15 protein-coding genes and 1 pseudogene are annotated in these 16,385 nt (G+C 71.1%); 13 read left to right on the top strand and 3 right to left on the bottom strand.

All coding sequences use genetic code 11. The features are described 5' to 3' along the window. Positions 1–88 precede the first annotated feature (88 nt). From ACGFIV_RS29600 to gndA, 6 genes are all read left to right on the top strand, one after another. The gene (locus ACGFIV_RS29600) at positions 89–1,450 is read left to right on the top strand and encodes a hemolysin family protein (protein ID WP_358547253.1); all 1,362 of its coding nucleotides are present in this window, start codon (positions 89–91) and stop codon (positions 1,448–1,450) included. Further along, positions 1,447–2,469: a hemolysin family protein gene (locus ACGFIV_RS29595; RefSeq protein ID WP_358547250.1), complete on the top strand. Its 1,023-nt coding sequence runs from the start codon at positions 1,447–1,449 to the stop codon at positions 2,467–2,469. The genes ACGFIV_RS29600 and ACGFIV_RS29595 overlap by 4 nt, the downstream gene beginning before the upstream one ends. Before the next feature lie 103 nt (positions 2,470–2,572). Beyond that, the gene (locus tag ACGFIV_RS29590) at positions 2,573–3,844 is read left to right on the top strand and encodes an acyltransferase family protein (protein WP_392838270.1); all 1,272 of its coding nucleotides are present in this window, start codon (positions 2,573–2,575) and stop codon (positions 3,842–3,844) included. A 161-nt stretch (positions 3,845–4,005) separates the two neighbouring features. After that, on the top strand, positions 4,006–5,448 hold the full coding sequence (locus ACGFIV_RS29585; RefSeq protein ID WP_358547244.1) for an LCP family protein: 1,443 nt from the start codon (positions 4,006–4,008) through the stop codon (positions 5,446–5,448). Positions 5,449–5,654: 206 nt separating this feature from the next. Further along, a complete protein-coding gene (locus ACGFIV_RS29580; protein WP_358547241.1) occupies positions 5,655–6,320 on the top strand; it encodes an HAD family hydrolase in 666 nt (221 codons plus the stop codon). A 124-nt stretch (positions 6,321–6,444) separates the two neighbouring features. Beyond that, positions 6,445–7,878, top strand: a complete 1,434-nt coding sequence (gene gndA, locus ACGFIV_RS29575; RefSeq protein WP_358547238.1) for an NADP-dependent phosphogluconate dehydrogenase — start codon at positions 6,445–6,447, stop codon at positions 7,876–7,878. 110 nt (positions 7,879–7,988) lie between these two features. Here the strand turns inward: gndA and ACGFIV_RS29570 are convergent, their stop codons facing one another. Next, positions 7,989–8,183 (bottom strand): hypothetical protein, encoded by a 195-nt coding sequence (locus tag ACGFIV_RS29570; protein ID WP_358547235.1) that lies wholly within the window; start codon positions 8,181–8,183, stop codon positions 7,989–7,991. Positions 8,184–8,247: 64 nt separating this feature from the next. Here ACGFIV_RS29570 and ACGFIV_RS29565 point away from each other — a divergent pair. The 3 genes and pseudogenes from ACGFIV_RS29565 to ACGFIV_RS29555 form a co-directional block, all read left to right on the top strand. Further along, a pseudogene (locus ACGFIV_RS29565) lies at positions 8,248–8,613 on the top strand (helix-turn-helix domain-containing protein); the annotation flags it as partial. Positions 8,614–8,694: 81 nt separating this feature from the next. Then, positions 8,695–9,693: a hypothetical protein gene (locus ACGFIV_RS29560; protein WP_358547367.1), complete on the top strand. Its 999-nt coding sequence runs from the start codon at positions 8,695–8,697 to the stop codon at positions 9,691–9,693. Positions 9,694–9,938: 245 nt separating this feature from the next. Beyond that, positions 9,939–10,775: an undecaprenyl-diphosphate phosphatase gene (locus tag ACGFIV_RS29555; protein WP_358547232.1), complete on the top strand. Its 837-nt coding sequence runs from the start codon at positions 9,939–9,941 to the stop codon at positions 10,773–10,775. On the opposite strand, the gene ACGFIV_RS29550 is transcribed toward ACGFIV_RS29555, so the two are convergent. Continuing rightward, on the bottom strand, positions 10,759–10,971 hold the full coding sequence (locus ACGFIV_RS29550; RefSeq protein WP_358547229.1) for a hypothetical protein: 213 nt from the start codon (positions 10,969–10,971) through the stop codon (positions 10,759–10,761). The genes ACGFIV_RS29555 and ACGFIV_RS29550 overlap by 17 nt on opposite strands. Next, complete coding sequence (locus tag ACGFIV_RS29545) at positions 10,968–11,597, bottom strand: hypothetical protein (RefSeq protein WP_392838269.1); 630 nt, start codon at positions 11,595–11,597, stop codon at positions 10,968–10,970. Before ACGFIV_RS29545 ends, ACGFIV_RS29550 begins: the two co-directional genes overlap by 4 nt. 194 nt (positions 11,598–11,791) lie before the next feature. On the opposite strand from ACGFIV_RS29545, the gene ACGFIV_RS29540 reads away from it, so the two are divergent. Genes ACGFIV_RS29540 through ACGFIV_RS29525 form a run of 4 tightly spaced genes read left to right on the top strand, consistent with a single transcriptional unit; the run spans position 11,792 to position 16,383 of the window. Beyond that, complete coding sequence (locus tag ACGFIV_RS29540) at positions 11,792–12,751, top strand: ketoacyl-ACP synthase III (RefSeq protein WP_358547224.1); 960 nt, start codon at positions 11,792–11,794, stop codon at positions 12,749–12,751. 8 nt (positions 12,752–12,759) lie between these two features. Then, a complete protein-coding gene (locus ACGFIV_RS29535; RefSeq protein ID WP_358547222.1) occupies positions 12,760–13,536 on the top strand; it encodes a glycosyltransferase in 777 nt (258 codons plus the stop codon). Continuing rightward, complete coding sequence (locus ACGFIV_RS29530; RefSeq protein WP_392838268.1) at positions 13,533–14,822, top strand: cytochrome P450; 1,290 nt, start codon at positions 13,533–13,535, stop codon at positions 14,820–14,822. The genes ACGFIV_RS29535 and ACGFIV_RS29530 overlap by 4 nt, the downstream gene beginning before the upstream one ends. Next, positions 14,815–16,383 (top strand): AMP-binding protein, encoded by a 1,569-nt coding sequence (locus ACGFIV_RS29525; RefSeq protein ID WP_392838267.1) that lies wholly within the window; start codon positions 14,815–14,817, stop codon positions 16,381–16,383. The genes ACGFIV_RS29530 and ACGFIV_RS29525 overlap by 8 nt, the downstream gene beginning before the upstream one ends. Positions 16,384–16,385 lie beyond the last annotated feature (2 nt).

Here is a 16,385-nt window from a genome sequence, read left to right as displayed (position 1 = left end):
GGGTATCTGGAGCGGCATTCCCCCTGGAATGGCCGTGCCGATACGGTTCGGGCGGAGAACCGAACATGTCGCACGGTCTGATCTACTGATGTCGCGGGCTTCGCGGAAGGACGACACCGTGATCGTCGAGCTGGTCTTCCTGCTGGGCGCGCTGGCCCTGGTCATCGCGAACGGCGTCTTCGTCGCGGCCGAGTTCTCCCTGGTCACCGTCGAGCGGAGCGAGGTGCAGCGGCTCGCCTCCGCCGGCGACCGTGGGGCCCAGGGCATCCAGGCGGCGATCAGGCGGCTGTCGTTCCAGCTCTCCGGGGCACAACTGGGCATCACGATCACCTCGCTCCTGCTCGGCGTCGTGGCCGAGCCCGCCATCTCCGGGCTGCTCCATCCCGCCGTGGAGTGGATCCCGGGCCTGCCGGGCGGGGCGACCGAGAGCGTGTCCGCGCTGCTTGGCCTCCTCATCGCCACGGTGAGCCAGATGGTGCTCGGCGAGCTGGTCCCGAAGAACGCCGCCCTGTCGCGCCCGATGGCCGTCGCGCGGCTCTCCACGCCCCCACAGCGGATCTTCTCGGCGGTGTTCGCGCCGCTCATCAAGGCCTCCAACGCGACCGCGAACGCCATCGTCCGGGCGCTCGGGGCCGAGCCGCAGGACGAGCTGGCCTCCGCCCGGTCCCCCGACGAGCTGAGCCTGCTGATGAGCCTGTCGGCCGAGGCCGGCACCCTTCCCACGGGCACCGCCGCCATGCTCCGCCGCGCTCTGCGCTTCGGCGACATGACCGCCGCCGAGGCGATGACCCCGCGCATGGACTGCGTGACCGTGACGGACGGGGACACCGTCGCCGAGTTCCTCACCCTGGCCAGGCGGGAGCGCCACCTGCGGCTCCCCGTCTCCGGTGGCGAGATGGACGACATCGTGGGCGTCGCCTCCGTGGTGGACGCCTTCGCCGTGCCCGAGTCCCTGCGCGAGGAGACCCGGGTGGAGAAGATCCGGCGTCCCCCCGTGCTGGTCCCCGAGTCGCTCGACCTCGCGACCCTGCAGGAGCGCCTGTTCACGGCCAGGGCGGAGATGGCGGTCGTGGTGGACGAGTACGGCGGCTTCGCCGGCATCGTGACCGTCGAGGACCTGGCGGAGGAGCTGATCGGCGACATCGCCGACGAGTACGACCTGCCCGAGGAGGGCTCGGCCGAGCCGGAGCACGCCCTCCTCGCCCCCGGCGCCTCCGTGGCCGTGCCCGCGCTCCTGCGCGCCCACGAAGCCGAGGAGCGCACCGGGTTCCAGATGCCCGAAGGACCGTACGAGACCCTCGCGGGGTTGCTGATCAGCCGTCTCGGCCGCATACCGGACGCAGGGGACAGCGTGGTCGTGGACGGCTGGACCCTCAGAGTCGACACCATGCGACGCCACCGCATCGAGCTCATCACGCTCACCGCCCCGGAAGGCGAGGAGGGCCGATGAGCCTGCTCGACGTGCTCGCCATCGTGCTGCTGCTCGCGGCGAACGGGTTCTTCGTGGGAGCGGAGTTCGCGCTGATCTCCGCCCGCCGCACGCAGATAGAGCCCCTGGCCAAGGAGGGCTCCCGGAAGGCCGGGGCGGTGCTCGCGGCCATGGACTCCGTTCCCCTGATGCTCGCCGCCGCCCAGCTCGGCGTGACCCTCGCCTCGCTGGCGCTCGGGGCCGTCGGCGAGCCGGTCATCGCCCACGCCCTGGAGCCGCTGTTCGCGGCCCTCGGGCTCCCCGTGGGCCTGGTCCATCCGACCGCCTTCACCCTCGCCCTGCTCCTCGTCGTCTCCGCACACGTGATCATCGGCGAGATGGTGCCGAAGAACCTGTCCCTGTCCAGCCCCGACCAGGCGGCCCTGTGGCTCGTGCCGCCCCTGCGCCTCGTCGCGCGCGCCACCCGCCCGGTGCTGGTCGGGGTCAACGCCCTCGCCGCGGCCGTCCTATGGGTGCTGAGGATCCCGCCGACCGAGGAGATCCGCTCGGTCTACACCTCCGACGAGATGCCCGCCCTCATCCAGGAGTCGCGCAGGCACCGGCTGCTGGACCAGGACGAGCACGATCGCATGATCGCGACGCTCGCCCTGCACGCCCGTCCGGTGGAGTCGGTCATGGTGCCGATCGGCGAGGTCGTCAGCCTGCCCGCCACGACCCGCGCCGCGGAGCTGCAGGAGAACGCCGGACGCTACGGCCACTCACGATTTCCCGTACGCGGCGCCGGGCCGGGCGAGCTGTCGGGGTACCTCCACGTCCTCGACGCCCTCAACGGCCACGCGGCGCACGAACCCCTGCCGGCCCGCGCCCTGCCCCACGTACACCGCAGGACCACCCTGGCCGACGTGCTCGCGACGATGCGCAAGCGCCGCGCCCAGCTCGCCGCGATCGTCGACGACGGCGGCGCCGTGGCCGGGGTCGTCACCCTGGAGGACGTGCTCACGGGCCTCCTCCACCACGCCAGCCAGGAGACCCCGAGCTAGTCCTGTCAGGTTCCAGTGCGGCTATTGTCATCTTTCATCCAGATTCGACTAATAGCGTGACCCGGTGGTTAAGAGCGCGGACATCTGGGGCAGCACAGGACAAATGCATGTCGCGACCCGTTCGTCACCCTCGCCGGCCTCGTCACCGTCGTCGCAAGGCGGCCGACAGTCGTGGCTGGACGCCCTGCGCGGGATCGCGGCGCTGATCGTCGTCTTCGAGCACTCGCTGGACGCCCTCCTGCCGGAGGTCCGCGGCTCGATCAGCCCGTGGTTCGACTTCGGGCAGTACGGCGTGCTGGTGTTCTTCCTGGTCAGCGGGTATGTCATTCCGGTCTCACTGGAACGGCGGGGCAGTGTGCGGGGTTTCTGGATCACCCGGTTCTTCCGCCTTTACCCCCTGTGGGCGCTGGTGGCGGCGATCGGCACCGTGTTCGCCGTCGTCGGCGTGTACTCCACCCTCCCCGCGCAGACCTCCGGGCGGCCATGGAGCTCCACGCTGGCCCACGTGACGATGCTGCAGGACCTGCTCCAGGTGCCCAGCGTCGTCAACGTCTTCTGGACCCTCTCGTACGAGATGGCGTTCTACCTCCTGGTCACCGCCATGTTCGTGTTCGGCGTCCACCGGGCGAGCGCCGGGACCTCGCTGACCTTCGCCGTGTGCGCGCTCGTCGCCGGCGCGCTCGTACCGGCCGGGTGGCTGTCCCACGCCCTGGGCGCGAGCGTGGTCGGGATCGCGGCCGTCGTGCTCCTCGGCGGGATCGCCGCCGTCCTCAGCGCGAAGCGCGACGTACGGCTCCAAGGCGCGGCGGTCATCGCCGTGCTCGCCGTCGTGCTCCTCACCTTCAACAGCAGGGTGGGCGCGTGGCAGAGCCTCATCATCCTGGCGACGATGTTCGGCGGGACCGCCATCTACCGCCTGGAGCGTTCGCCGGTCGCCTGGGCGCGGTCACGCTGGATGATCGGCCTCGTGCCCGTCCTGTCGGTCGCGGCGGCGGTGTGGCTCGGGCCGGGGTGGGGCATGTCGGAGGCCGGGCAGCAGGCGTTCAAGTGGAGCTGGTCCACCGCGGTCGTCGCGGCCTGGCTCACCTTCGCCGCCGGGCTCGCCCTTCGCCACCGTACGGTCTCACCTGTGCTGGTCTGGCTCGGCCTGGCCAGTTATTCCATCTACCTGCTGCACCCCCTGGTCCTGCAGGTCATCAGGAGTCTGACCACCGATCCGTCGGGGATCCCGCTCATGACGCGGCTGGTCTGGGAGGCGGTGTTCTTCACGAGCGTGATCGGCTGTGCCGCGCTGAGCTACCGCTTCGTCGAGAGACCGGCCCAGCGGATGGGTCATCGTCTCGCCCGCGCGGCGAGTGAGCCCTCTTACCGGTGATGCAGCAGGGAAAATGCGGACTTCCTGCGAATTCCGCGACAGGGGACCACAAATATCACCGGCATGGCTAGACTTGCTCGCGGCTTGCCGGGCAGACGGATCCGGCGCCTGGAGTCGGCGCGTGGCCTCGGGCCACCAGCCCTGGCCATTCCGTGGGGACAATGAACGGCGGGCTTGTCGATGTGCGCCCTGACCAGCCCGTGGACGAGTCCGCGGACAGTCCGGCCGACAGGGCGAAGCGGCCCTTCCTGGCGTGGCTGTGGTGCCTGGTCGCGGCGGTCACGGGCGTTTCGGTGGCGGGGGGCGCCACGCTGGTCGGCGCCTACACGAAGCTGAGCGGCAACATCAAACACATCGAGGTCGACGCCAAGGATCTGGGCACGCGCCCGGCCAAGCTCAGCAAGGCCCTGAACATCCTGATCGTGGGCTCCGACACGCGTGCGGGCGCCAACGTGAAGTACGGCCACAGGGAGGTCGGCGAGCGCACCGACACGATCATCCTGGCCCACGTGTCGCCCAACCACGACAACGCCCTGCTCATCAGCTTCCCGCGTGACTCGCTGGTCCAGCTGCCCGCCTGCGCGCCCAAGCCCAAGCTGGGGCTTCTGGGGCAGCGCGCCCACCTCGGCATGATCAACGAGTCGTTCAACTTCGGCGGCATCGGCTGCACCTACAAGACGATCGAGTCGCTCACCGGCATCCGCATCGACCACTACGCCAAGGTGGACTTCACCGGCTTCAAGAGCATGGTGAACGCCCTCGGGGGCGTCGACATCTGCGTGCCGAAGGCGATCGACGACAAGAAGGCGATGCTGCACCTGCCCGCCGGCAAGCAGACCGTCAAGGGCGAGCAGGCGCTCGGGTACGTCCGCGCCCGCTACAGCCTGGGCGACGGCTCCGACATCGGCCGCATCCAGCGGCAGCAGATGTTCCTCGCCTCAATGATCAAGAAGGCGATGAGCGGGGCGACGCTGAGCGACCCCGCCAAGCTGTTCAGCTTCCTCGACGCGGCCACCAAGTCCGTCACGACCGACCCCGGGCTGACCGTGGGAGTCATGAAGGACCTGGCGGGGAGCGCGCAGGGCCTGGCCGCAGGGGACATCCGCTTCGTCACCACGCCATGGCGCTACTCCCTCACCCAGCCCGGCCGGGTCGAGTGGGTGCAGCCGCAGGCCAAGCGGCTCTTCCAGCTCGTGGCTACCGACACGAAGATCGAGGGCTCGCACATCAAGACGGGCCGCCAGGGCAAGATCGCGAAGTCCAAGATCGAGATCTCGGTGCAGAACGGCACCACCCGCGGTGGCCTCGGCACGCAGGTCGCCGCCGCCTTGGAGCAGCGCGGCTACACCGTCGTGAAGGTCGGCGACACGAAGCGCAAGCCGTATCCCAAGACGACGATCCTTTACGCCGCGGACGGGCAGAGCCGGGTGCCGACGCTGGCCGGTGACCTGCTGGTCTCGCGCAACCTCCCGGTCAAGAACGTCACGACGACCAGGCTCGCACTGGTCATCGGCTCCGACTGGAAGGGCCTGAAGGCCGCCCCCGTCTCCGAGGACGAGCTCAAGGGGATCGACGCGACGCAGGACTCCTGCTCGGCCGAGTGACCCGCTCGTCATCGCCTTCCCGGCTCCTCAGGCGTCCTTGTTGCATCCGCGCCCTCCGGGGTACGGATCCGGACATGTGTCACTTGCTCTCTGTTGTGGGGTCAAGCCCTCGGTGAAGGGCCCGATCCCGCCGGTGGACCGGCGGGATCCCCCAGAACGGCACGGGGGACGGAGCGAGTGTCCGGGCATCTCAGGGATGGTGAACTATGCGACACGGAGTGATCTTCGATATCGACGGCACCCTGGTCGACACGAACTACCTGCACGTGACCGCGTGGTGGGAAGGCTTCAGGCGGCAGGGTCGTGACGTCCTCATGGTGGACATCCATGGAGCCATCGGCCGGGCTGATCGGGATCTGATCGACTACCTGCTTCCTGACGTGTCGGACGAGGAGGCCCAGGCCATCTCCGACACGCACGCGGAGCTGTACAAGCCGCGCATCGACGAGGTACGGCCCGTGCCGGGGGCGGGCGAACTGCTCCAGGCCCTCTCCGATCGCGGCCTGCTCGTGGTGGCGGCGACCAGCGCCCCGAAGGACCAGGCCGAGCGCCTGATAGGCGTCACGGGGGCGCAGGACGCCGTCTCGGCCCTCGTGCACGCGGGCGACGTCGACAAGTCCAAGCCCCACCCCGAGCCGGTACGGCAGGCGCTCGACAAGGCGGGCCTTCCACCGAATAATGCGATCATGGTGGGGGACAGCGTGTGGGACGCGCTGGCCGCCCGCGCGGCGAAGGTCGGATGCGTCGCCCTCCGGTCCGGCGGCATCGACACCGGATCACTTCTGGAGGCGGGAGCCGAGGTCGTGTACAAGGACTGCCTGGACCTTCTGTGCCACCTGGACGAGACGCCGATCGGCCGGCTCCTGAGCTGACGCGGCAGGACGACCCCGGGAGCCGGAACGACCACGAAGGCACGATGCCGCGCCCGTCCCGACGTCCATCGAACCCGGCGGCCGTCCACGGCGTATTGCTAGATCGGAAGGAGAGTGATCGGACATGGCACAGCAGGCGGTCATCGGCGTCACGGGACTCGGGGTCATGGGCCGCAACCTGGCGCGCAACTTCGCCAGGCACGGATACACGGTCGCCGTGCACAACCGGACGAGCGCGAAGACCAAGGCGCTGATCGAGGAGTTCGGCCACGAGGGTGAATTCATCCCCGCGGAGACGCCGGAGGCCTTCGTGGCCTCGCTGGCGCGTCCGCGCAAGATGGTGATCATGGTGAAGGCGGGCGCGTCGACCGACGCGGTGATCGAGGAGTACGCGCCCCTGCTCGAACCCGGCGACATCATGGTCGACGGGGGCAACGCCCACTTCCTCGACACCCGGCGCCGCGAGCAGGCGCTCAAGGAGCTCGGCATCCACTTCGTCGGCGTCGGCATCTCGGGCGGCGAGCAGGGCGCGCTCGAAGGCCCGAGCATCATGCCCGGCGGTTCGCCCGAGGCGTACAAGTCGCTGGGCCCGATCCTGGAGGACATCGCGGCCAAGGTGGACGGCGTGCCGTGCTGCACGTACGTCGGCCCCGACGGTGCCGGACATTTCGTGAAAATGGTGCATAACGGCATCGAGTACGCCGACATGCAGCTCATCGCGGAGGCGTACGACCTGCTCCGCAAGGGCGTGCGGATGACGCCCGCCGAGATCGCGCAGGCGTTCCGCACCTGGAACACCGGCCGGCTGGAGTCGTACCTCATCGAGATCACCGCCGAGACGCTGTCGCACATGGACCGCACCACCGGCAAGCCGTTCGTCGACGTGGTGCTCGACCAGGCGGAGCAGAAGGGCACCGGCCGCTGGACCGTGCAGGCGGCCCTCGACCTCGGGGTTCCGGTCACCGGCATCGCCGAGGCCGTCTTCGCCCGTTCCCTCTCCGGCCACGTCGACATGCGGAAGGCCGCGCGCGTCCTGCCCGGCCCCACCGGTGACGACCTCCCGTCCTCCTTCGCCGACGACGTGGAACAGGCGCTGTACGCCTCGAAGGTCGTCGCCTACGCGCAGGGCTTCAACGAGATCCAGGCCGGAAGCGCGGAGTACGGCTGGAACATCGACCTCGGCGCGATGGCGACCATCTGGCGGGGTGGCTGCATCATCCGGGCACGCTTCCTCGACCGCATCCGCGCGGCCTACGAGGCGGACCCGAACGCTCCCACGCTGCTGTCCGACGTCCACTTCGCGGCCGAGATGGGCGAGGCCCAGGACGGGTGGCGCGACGTGGTCGTCGCCGCGGTCAGACGGGGCATCCCCGCCCCCGGCTTCGCCGGCTCGCTCGCGTACTACGACGGGCTGCGCGCCGAGCGGCTCCCCGCGGCACTGATCCAGGCGCAACGCGACTACTTCGGCGCCCACACCTACCGCAAGGTCGACAGCGAGGGCGTCTACCACACCCAATGGGAGCTCACCGGCCACCCCGAGACCCGCACCGACCTCTGACGCCGCAAGATGCGGACCGTCGTCACGAGATGGGACGCGGCCCGCGCCGCCGGCCGTCCGGAGACTGAGGCCGGCTGAGACTGAGGCGGGCGGAGGCGGAGGCGGGCGGCTCAGGACGCCGACCGGGCGCGCTGCTCCTGCTCGGCGATCAGCTCGGCGAGGCCGGTCTCGTCGTCGGCGTCCACCGTCCGCCACACTCCCGCGGCCTCGATCTCGTCGTCGAACCGTAGCCGGGTGGCCCAGAAGCGTCCGGTGTCCGACTGGAAGACCGTCCATCCGGTCGCGTCCAGCTGAGCGGGGTTCATCGTGCCTCCTGCTGACGGTGCCCGGATAACGGCGGAGGTGAGCCGGCGTACCGGCTGACGGGAAATGCTGTGGGCTCGCGCACTGACCGGACCTCGGTTTCCGAATCTCAAAAGGACCCGCAAGGCACACGAACCGCCCTTGTGGGTCCGCCAGTTATGGCGTCATCGGTCTGCGCGAGTTACTTCCGCGCTACGGTCAGTGTTAGGTCCTGATGACTCGGTGTCACCGTTGCCGTGGTGCCGCACCGTCGTTGCCGCAACACGTGGAGTGACCATGACCATTGGTGAGGATCTGCGCGCCGCCCGTCAGCGTGCGGGCCTCAGCTTGGGCCAGCTCGCACTGATATCGGGTGTTTCCGCAGGTCACCTCAGCCGGGCCGAGAGGGGTGACCGCGAGATCACCCCCATGTTAATTCGGCATTACGAGGCCGCTCTGGGCACCATGACCGTTCCTTTTGCCGCAACAGGAACGCCGGATGCCTGCCCCCCCGAAGTGGGTACCGTCGATGACATGAAGCGGCGAGGCCTACTCTCAGTCATCGCGGCGGCGTCCGTGGGGGTCGCCACGGGTGAGCCTCTTACCCGTCTACTCGAAGGCCTCGGCACCGAGCCGCCGACCCATGTCGGCTTACCCGAGGTGCAGGCCGTCGAGGCCGCCGCCGACCTCTACATGCGCATGGACCTCGCCCGCGGGGGCACCGCGGCGATCGCCATGGCACGGGGGTCGCTCGAATGGGCGGTGAAGTTACAAGACCGTCGCATGACCGAGCCCACGCGCGAGCGGCTCTGTTCGGCAGTCGGGCTGCTGGCCGACCGGGTCGGGTGGGCGACGTACGACCAGGGCCAGATGGAGCGGGCGGCACGGCTCCTCACCTTCGCCCTCGACGCGGCGGCGCGCGGGGCCGACCGAGACCTGCGGGCGCACACCATGCTCGATCTGTCCGTCGCCTTCGCCGACATGGGCAGGCCCCGCGACGGCGTCGAGATCCTCCGCCTCGCGCTCGGGGACGAGCGCATCTCCAGCGCCGAGCGCGCCAACGTGCACGCCGTCGCCGCCCGCCACTGCGCCTCGGCGGGCGACCGGCCGGGCGGCCTCCGGCACATCGGCCTGGCGGAGGAGGCCCTGGCCCGCGAGGAGCCCGCGGTCGCACCCGACTGGGCACACCACATCACCGTCTCCCCCGGCCATCACGACAGCGCGCTCGGGCTCGCGCTGTTCCAGCTCGGCGACGACGCGCGAGCGCGCGAGCGCCTGGCCGCGGCGCTCGACAGGCTCGGCGAGAGCCGTACGCGCACGGGGCTGCGCTGCCTCACCCGGCTCGCGGTGCTCCGCATCCGCGAGGGCGACCGCGACACCGGCACCGAGCAGGCCCGTCGCGCGGTCATGCTGGCCGAGGGCGTATGCTCCACCCGCGTCACCAAGGACCTCCGCATGATGATCGACGGCGTCCGCCAGTGCGGCATGCATGAGCTGGCCCGCGAGCTGACGGGCTCCCTGACCCCCGTCTGAGCCCGCGATCACCGGCCCCCCTTGAGCCCGCGTCACCGGCCCCCCTTGAGCCCGCGTCACCGGCCCCCCTTGAGCCCGCGTCACCGGCCCCCCTTGAGCCCGCGTCACCGGCCCCCCTTGAGCCCGCGTCACCGGCCCCGCCTGGCCGAGCACTCTGGTGCCCGAATTCGGCTAGCCTCGCAGGTCCCCGCCAACGCGGCCGCGCGGCCTGGTCTCACCGCGCCCACGCGGCCTCTCCCCGGAAGGTGCGTTCATTGATCGGCTGGTTCGAGGCGTTAGTGCTGGGCCTGGTGCAGGGGCTGACGGAGTTCCTGCCGATCTCCTCCAGCGCCCACATCAGAGTGGTCTCCGCCTTCTTCGGCTGGAAGGACCCGGGAGCCGCCTTCACCGCCGTCATCCAGCTGGGCACGGAGACCGCCGTCCTGATCTACTTCCGCAAGCGCATCTGGGACATCGTCTCCACCTGGACGCGCTCGCTCTGGACCCCGGACCTCCGGCAGGAGCCGGCCGCGCGCATGGGGTGGTACGTCATCGCGGGCAGCATCCCCATCGGCGTGCTGGGCCTCGCGTTCAAGGACCAGATCGAGACCACCGTGCGCGACCTGCGCCTGATCGGCGCCTGCCTGATCGTCTTCGGCCTGCTGCTCGCCGTCGCCGACCGCGTGGCACGCAACGAGCTGACCCTGGACAAGGACCTGAACCTGCCGCACGCCCTGACGTACGGCCTGGCCCAGGCGCTGGCCCTCATCCCCGGCGTCTCCCGGTCCGGCGGTACGACCGGCGCCGGTCTCCTGCTCGGCTACCGGCGTGAGGAGGCCGCGGAGTACTCGTTCCTGCTGGCGATCCCGGCCGTGCTGATGTCGGGCGTGCTGGAGCTGTTCAAGATCGGCGACGACCAGGCGCCCGACTGGGGGCCGACGATCCTCGCCACGATCGTGTCGTTCGCCGTGGGGTACGCGGCCATCGCCTGGTTCCTGCGGTACATCAGCACGCACCGCTTCACCCCGTTCATCGTGTACCGGGTGCTCCTCGGCGCACTCGTCATCATCGCCGTCAGCCTCGGCCTCATCCCGGCGAACTAGCGTCCTCCGCCGCGACCTCCTCCGCCGTCGCCGCGTCGCGAGCCGACGCGCCGTACGCGGCGACGACGGCGGCGGTCATCGTGACGAACGGCGGCACCAGGGCGTACTTCCAGGGCAACACCAGCACCCCGAAGACGAGCGGCACCGTGAGCGCCACCCAGAATGCCGGCGACTGGAGGATCTTCCTACCGCTCACCACGGTTCCTCCCACGTGTACCAGGGTCCTGTGAGGTGCTCGTACTGGATGCGGTCGTAGCCGTCCTCGCCCGGCCCCGGCTCGCCTCGGGGACTCCAGGCGATCCCGTGAGAGTCGAGGAAGCCGGCGCCCTCGATGTCGAACAGGATTCCTCCCCCGAACCGCTGCACGTTGTCCACCGGGAACAGCCCGACCCGTCTCCCGCCCTGCCGCTCGGGCTCCGTTCCCGAGTTCACCGCCTGGGCCAGTCGCGTGAGATGCGGCTGGGAGACCACGAACCGTGCCCGGAACGGCAGGTCGAGCATGACAAGGCCCACGACCACCGCGCCGATGACCGGCACCGCGATCCACCTGGCCCAGTGCCGGCGGAGCCCCGGCCGGCCGTCCCGCCGCAGCGCCGCGACCACGAAGCGGGGAATCCAGACGATCCCGAGCACACATGTGCCCGCCATCGCGGCCAGCGTCGCAAGGAAGTAGCCTCCGGGCACGCTGAAGGCGTACAGGGTCAGCAACCCGGTGAGGGCCGTGGCGCCGAGCAGTGACGCACCGGGTGGACCCGTCAGTACACGGACGAGCACGGGCCTCCGCCGGATGTCGTGGGCGTGCTCAAGGCGCGGTTCGGTCACAGACGTCCTCCTGGGCGTTCGACCTTCTCCGGGATTATCGGCTTCCCCCACCCGTCGAGCACACTCAACTTCGATTTTTCATGATTTAGGCGCTCAAAACCGCCGGGACGGCCCGCCGGAATTGAGGGACAGCAGGAAAAGTTCGGTAGATTACCGACAGCGGGGGCGATTCTTAGACAACACGGAGGGGCGCGATGAAGGCCCGTATCTCGGGCGTCGCGACGTACTTGCCCGAAAGCACTTTGACCAGTGGCGAGGTGGAGGCGCGGATCCAGGGCTATGTCCCTTACCGCGGCGTCATCGAGCGCATGACGGGGATTGTGCGGCGGCACGTCGCGGCGGACGACCAGCAGGCTTCCGACCTCGCGGTCGCGGCGGCGCGCAAGCTCGACATCGGCGACGCCGACCTGCTCATCTTCGCGTCGGCGTCGCAGGACATGGTCGAGCCGGCGACCGCGCACATCGTCGCCGCGAAGCTCGGGATGTCGTGCCCGGTGTTCGACGTCAAGAACGCCTGCAACAGCATGCTCAACGGGATCCAGGTCGCCGAGGCGCTGGTCCGCACCGGCTGCCACCGCAAGGTGCTGGTCTGCACGGGAGAGGTCCCCTCGCGCGCCGTACGGTGGCGGGTGGCGGGCCGCGCGCAGTTCGTGGACGCCTTCGCGGGATACACGCTCTCGGACGCGGGGGCTGCGGTGCTGGTCACCGCCGACCCGCACCGCGGCATCTTCTACCGCGACTTCTCGGCGGACTCGACGGCGTGGGCGATCGGCACCCTGCCCGGCGGCGGCTCCGCCCACCCGCGCGACCCCGAGTACTCCTACTTCCGCGGCGACGGGCAGCGGCTGAGGGAGGCCTTCGAGCTGGTCGGCCCGGACATCTTCCTGGACGCGCTCAAGCGCACCGGCCTGACCTGGGACGACTTCAAACTCGTGGCCGTACACCAGGTGGCGCTGCCGTACCTGGAGGCGTTGACGAGGATCCTCGGCATCCCCGAGGACCGCCTGGTCGTGACGCTGCCCGAGCACGGGAACTGCGCCTCGGCGACCCTGCCCCTCCAACTCGCCGCCTCGGGCGCCGGGCCGGGCGACCGGGTGGCCCTGCTCGGCCTGGGCGGCGGCATCAGCCTCGGCGTGCTGTTCGCGGACCTGTGAGCGGATCTGTGAGCGGATCTGTGACGGGCGGCGGCATGGACCTGTGGGTGATCGTCCCCGCCTACAACGAGGCCGGGGGCATCGAGGCGACGCTCCGCGCCCTGGAGGCCCAGGACGACCCCGGCTTCACGCTGGTGGTCGTCGACAACATGAGCACGGACGGGACCGCCGACGTCGTGAGGGCCTACGCCAGGACCTCGCCCATGACGATCGAGGTCATCCAGGAGTCGCACAAGGGCACGGGCGCCGCCTCCGACACCGGGATGCGGCATGCCATCGCCCGGGGGGGCACCCACCTCGCCAGGACGGACGCCGACTGTGTGCCGCGCCGCGACTGGGTGCGGGGGATGAAGCGGGGCTTCGGCGACGGCCTGGAGATGGTCGGCGGCCGGCTCCGGCCGCGTACTGACGAGTTCCGGCTCAAGCTGTGGGAGCGCCGGCTCATCCCGTTCGTCGTCGGCGTGGCGGCGGCGTTCGGACGCTTCCGGCCGGGCAACCGCGACGCCGCCTACCTCGGGCCGTACGTCATGATGCCGGGCGCGACCGTGGGGATCACCTCCGCGCTGTACGAGCGGGCGGGCGGGTTCCCGCGCACGGCGATCGAGGAGGTCCACGAGGACCGCGCCCTGGTCAACCGGGTGCGCAAGCTCACCCCCGCGTACGCCTCGCGCCGGGACGTGGTCGTCTACGGCTCCGTGCGGCGGCTGCGCGCGTACGGGCTGGCGGGCACGCTGGCCTGGTACGCCGACCACCACTACCGTCCCGACGTCGTCGACGTCCGATGACCGCGCGCCTCCGGGCCGACGGGACGAGGCCCCCGGCCGCCCCCCGTACGACGCGCCACGCGACCCGCCCCGGCCTCGCCGCCCGCACGAGACACGGGTTCCTGGACCACGAGACCCGGCTCTACCTGGCCGCCCATCCGTTCGTGTATCCGCTGATGCGGCTGCTCGCCCGGCTCGGCCCGGTCGTACGGGTGCCCGGCGTCGGGGTGGTGGTCAACGACGCCGCCACCGCCCGCGAGGTGCTCATGGACGAGCGCTTCCGCAAGGACGGCCCCGGCTCGCCCGGCGACCTCTGGACCCCCGTGCTCGGGCCGTCCGTGCTGCTCAACATGGAAGGCGAGGCCCACGCCGCGCTGCGGCGCAAGCTGGCCCCCCTGTTCACCCCGGCCCAGGTCGCCTCACTGGTGTCCGGCGTGCTGGAGTCCCCGCTGGCCGGCCTCTCGGCACGGCTGGCGCGCGGCGAGACGGTCGACCTCGTGGACGAGATGCGGCTCATGGCGGGCGCGGTGATCTGCCGGTTGATCGGCATGGGCGAGGTGGCGCCCGAGGACGCGCGGTCGCTGTTCGCCGAGGGCGAGCGCATCGTGTCCATGGTGTCGCTGCGCTCCCGCCGGCTCTCCGAGCGGCAGATCACGGCCGCCCGCCTGGTCCTGGACCGGATCGGCGACATCGCGGTGGCGGCGTACGAGCGGGGTGAGGACTCCACGGTCATGGGACGCATGCGGGCCCTCGGCCTGTCCGCCGCCGAGGCGCGCGGGGCGGCGGGGGCGTTCTTCCTGACCGGCACCGAGACGGTGGCCACGTTCGTCCCGAGGCTGGTCGCGCTGCTGCACGACACCGGGTCGCGGGTGGACGGCCCCGGCGATCTCGACCGGGCGATCGAGGAGGCCATGCGGGTCACCACCCCGACGCCGGTGATGCTGCGCTCGGTGGCCGCCCCCGCGCGCGTCGGGCCCGTCGCCGTACGGCCCGGCGACCGGATCCTGATCGTGACCCACAACTGCGCCCGCGCGTACGGTCCCTTCGACCTGGCGACGGCGCATCCTCCCGAGCTGCGGCGGCTGTGGTTCGGCGCGGGGCCGCACTTCTGCATCGGGTACCCGCTGGCGCTGGCCGAGATCCGCGCGGTCGCCGGGGTCGTGCTGTCCCATGACGTGCGCGTCGTACGGCGCGTGGCGGCCCGAGGAGTGCTCATCCCTACTTATGCACACCTGTGGATAACTTCTGGAGCCCGCCGCGGCGGAGAGGGATCACATGCGCGGAGGAGGTCGGGAGCCGATGAGTGATCTCGTCACCGGTGTCCTGGACGCCGCCGAGCGCGAGCCGCACAGCGTCGCGATCATCGACGGGCACGGCCGGGAGCTGACGTACGGGGAGCTGCGCCGCCGCGTCGAGGCCGTCGCGGGTGCCATGACGGGCCTGCGTCCCGGCGACGGGGTGCTCTTCGCGGTACGGCCCGGCCCGGACGCCGTCACGCTGGCCCTCGGGGCCGTCGCCGCCGGAGGGATGCTCGTCCTCGCCGACCCGGGCCTCGCGCCCGACGTCGCCGCCGCCCGGATCGCCGTGACGGAGCCCGCCTGGGTGGTCGCCGACTCGCTGGTGTACGCCCTGAGCGGGCCGCTGCGCGCGATCGCCCGGCGTCGCGGGCTGACCCTCCCGCACCTGCGCGATCCCCTGCCGGGCCGTCCCGTGCGCCACCTGTACTCGGGCCCGTGGCTGCCGGGCGTTCCCCGGGGAGCCGTACGGCTGCGCACCCTGGAACGCGGCCGGCCCGCGAACGCCGCGCGGGCCGGCGGGCCCGTCGCCGAACCCGGCATGCCCGTCGTCGGGCAGCCTGGGAGGCCCGTCCCCGGGCAGCGCGCCGAGCGGCCGGATCAGGCGGCCGTCGTCGCGTTCACTTCGGGGACGACCGGAAGGCCGCGCGGGGTCGTCCACACCCGTGGATCGCTCGCGGAGAGCTCGGCGATCTTCCGGGCCGCGATCCCGCTGGGTCCCGGTGACGTCGTCCACACCGACCAGCTCATGCTGGGCCTGCCGGCGCTGATGGCGGGCGCCACGTGGTCGCTGCCAGGCTCGCGGCCGTACGCGGAGGAGCTGGCCGCGCGCGGGGCCACCCACGCATTCTGCGTGCCCGTACGGCTGGACACGATCCTCCGTGAGACCCCGGCGCTTCCCGGCACGCTGCGCTGCCTGCTTCTCGGCACCGCCCCCTCGCCGCCCGCCGTACTGCGGCGCGCCCGTGCGGCGGCTCCTCACGCCGAGATCTGGTCCGTGTACGCCATGACCGAGGCCCTGCCGATCGCCGTCGCCTCGGCGGAGGAGAAGCTCGCCAACCCGGAGGGGGACCTGCTCGGGACGCCGCTGCCCGGCGTGGCCGTCCGTATCGGCGACGACGGCGAGCTGTTCGTCTCGGGACCCCAGCTCGCCCGGGGGTACCTCGGCGAGCCGCCGCTGACGGAGGTGGCCACGGGCGACCTGGCCCGTTTGGACGAGCACGGCCGCCTGGTCCTGCTGGGCCGGAAGAAGGACATGATCCTCAGGGACGGGGTGAACATCTACCCCGGCCTCTACGAGCCGGCCGTGGCGGCGCTTCCCGGCGTGGCCGAGGCCGCCGTCATCGGAATCCCCGACCCGGAGACCGGTGACGAGGAGGTCGTGCTCGCCGTGATCGCCGACCCGGACTTCGACCCGGCCCGGCTGCGCGGGAGCCTCCCGCGGATCGTGGACGTGGGCGCCCTTCCCGACCGGATCGAGGTCGTCGACACGTTCCCGCGCGGCGGGCGCACCGACAAACTCGACCGCGCCAGGCTCCGCGCCACCCTCGCCGCGATGAGGCCTTCGCGATGAGC

It is taken from the genome of Sphaerisporangium sp. NPDC049003, assembly GCF_043197795.1.
Lineage (GTDB): Bacteria > Actinomycetota > Actinomycetes > Streptosporangiales > Streptosporangiaceae > Sphaerisporangium.
This window is presented reverse-complemented; position numbering and strand designations above follow the sequence as displayed.

Bases quoted from the DNA above. Each gene is read 5' to 3' on its own strand.
- ACGFIV_RS29590 (WP_392838270.1), top strand. From the start codon at position 2,573: ATGCATGTCGCGACCCGTTCGTCACCCTCGCCGGCCTCGTCACCGTCG.
- ACGFIV_RS29525 (WP_392838267.1), top strand. From the start codon at position 14,815: ATGAGTGATCTCGTCACCGGTGTCCTGGACGCCGCCGAGCGCGAGCCG.
- ACGFIV_RS29585 (WP_358547244.1), top strand. From the start codon at position 4,006: ATGAACGGCGGGCTTGTCGATGTGCGCCCTGACCAGCCCGTGGACGAG.
- gndA (WP_358547238.1), top strand. From the start codon at position 6,445: ATGGCACAGCAGGCGGTCATCGGCGTCACGGGACTCGGGGTCATGGGC.
- ACGFIV_RS29530 (WP_392838268.1), top strand. From the start codon at position 13,533: ATGACCGCGCGCCTCCGGGCCGACGGGACGAGGCCCCCGGCCGCCCCC.
- ACGFIV_RS29580 (WP_358547241.1), top strand. From the start codon at position 5,655: ATGCGACACGGAGTGATCTTCGATATCGACGGCACCCTGGTCGACACG.
- ACGFIV_RS29570 (WP_358547235.1), bottom strand. From the start codon at position 8,183: ATGAACCCCGCTCAGCTGGACGCGACCGGATGGACGGTCTTCCAGTCG.
- ACGFIV_RS29540 (WP_358547224.1), top strand. From the start codon at position 11,792: ATGAAGGCCCGTATCTCGGGCGTCGCGACGTACTTGCCCGAAAGCACT.
- ACGFIV_RS29600 (WP_358547253.1), top strand. From the start codon at position 89: ATGTCGCGGGCTTCGCGGAAGGACGACACCGTGATCGTCGAGCTGGTC.
- ACGFIV_RS29595 (WP_358547250.1), top strand. From the start codon at position 1,447: ATGAGCCTGCTCGACGTGCTCGCCATCGTGCTGCTGCTCGCGGCGAAC.
- ACGFIV_RS29560 (WP_358547367.1), top strand. From the start codon at position 8,695: ATGAAGCGGCGAGGCCTACTCTCAGTCATCGCGGCGGCGTCCGTGGGG.